Origin of the sequence: Paraburkholderia sp. RL18-085-BIA-A, from assembly GCF_046027075.1 — a bacterium.
GTDB lineage: Bacteria > Pseudomonadota > Gammaproteobacteria > Burkholderiales > Burkholderiaceae > Paraburkholderia.
The window spans coordinates 1-1,445 of sequence record NZ_JARESU010000422.1 but is presented as its reverse complement, the minus strand read 5'-3'; the positions used below and the strand labels follow the sequence as shown (position 1 = coordinate 1,445).

Annotated in this window: 1 protein-coding gene; it reads left to right on the top strand. The window is 64.7% G+C overall.

Going from position 1 to position 1,445, the window contains the following annotated elements; translation table 11 throughout:
• Positions 1-1,445, top strand: a 1,445-nt coding sequence (locus P0D89_RS52945) for an efflux RND transporter permease subunit (RefSeq protein ID WP_408379618.1), incomplete at both ends; no start/stop codon positions are given.

Here is a 1,445-nt window from a genome sequence, read left to right as displayed (position 1 = left end):
CGGCTCGGCGCGGTCACGCGTGACGGCAAAGGCGAAGCCGTCGTCGGCGTCGTGCTGATGGGCATCGGGCAAAACACGCGCGTCGTCGCACAGCGCGTGCAGGACGCGATCAAGGAAATCAACCAGACGCTGCCGCCCGGCGTCGAAGTTGCGCCCTACTATAACCGCGCGGACCTGATGGACCGGGTGCTGCATACGGTCGCTCACAACATGGTCGAAGGCGCCGTGCTCGTCATCGCGGTGCTGCTTTTGCTGCTCGGGAATGCGCGCGCAGGGCTGATCGTCGCAACGGCGATTCCGCTGTCGATGCTCGTCGCCGTCATCGCCATGTACGGTGCGGGAATGTCGGGCAATCTGATGAGTCTCGGCGCAATCGATTTCGGCCTGCTCGTCGACGGTGCGGTCGTGATGATCGAAAACGTCGTGCGACGGCGCGCCGAAGCGCCCAATCGGCCGTTACGCCCGCTCGTGCTGGAGGCAGCAAAAGAAGTCTCCCGTCCTGTGACGTTCGCGGTCCTCATCATCACGGCCGTCTACCTTCCGATACTGAGCCTTCAAGGCGTTGAAGGCAAAATGTTCAGGCCGATGGCGATGACCGTTATCTTCGCGCTGCTCGCGTCGCTCGTCCTCACGTTGACGGTCATGCCGGTGCTCGCCAGCCTGTTGCTGCGCGGCAAGGTTGCAGAGCGTGAGAGCCGCATCCTTCAGTGGGTGCGCCTGCGCTATGAACCGGTTCTCGCGCGTGCCGCGCAACAGCCTGCGCTGACGATGGGGCTCGCCGTCGCGCTGCTCGCGGTCGCGGCCTTCGCCGCCACGAGGCTGGGCGCTGAATTTCTGCCGCGCCTGGACGAAGGGGCGCTGACCGTCACGACGACGAAGCTGCCCGGCATATCCGTGCCGTCCGCGGTAGAGGCGCAAACCATGGTTGAACGCACGCTGATGCGCTTTCCCGAAGTGCAGTCCGCTGTCACGCTAGGCGGCAGCTCGGAGATTCCGACCGACCCGATGGGCGTGGAGCAAAGCGACACCTTCATCATGCTGAAGCCACAATCCGAGTGGAAGACGGCGCAAACCCAGGACGGGCTCGTCACCAGGTACTCCGCGGCGTTGGATCGCGCCGTCCCAGGCCTGACGCTCGATTGGGCGCAACCGATCCAGATGCGCATGGACGACATACTCGCTGGCGTCCAGGCCGATGTTGCCGTGGAGATTCACGGGAACGATCTGCAAACACTGCACGATACCGCCGAACGGGTTGCGGCTGTAATCTCGCGGGTGCCGGGTGCGGCAGACGTCGCGGCGCAGCAGACGACGGGCCAGCCTTACCTGCGTGTCATAGTCAAGCGCGACGCGGTGGCCCGGTACGGACTGAATGCGAGCCAGGTGCTCGATGTCGTGCAGTCGTTGGGCGGGCGCAATGTCGGGACGGTTGTCGACGGTGAAGG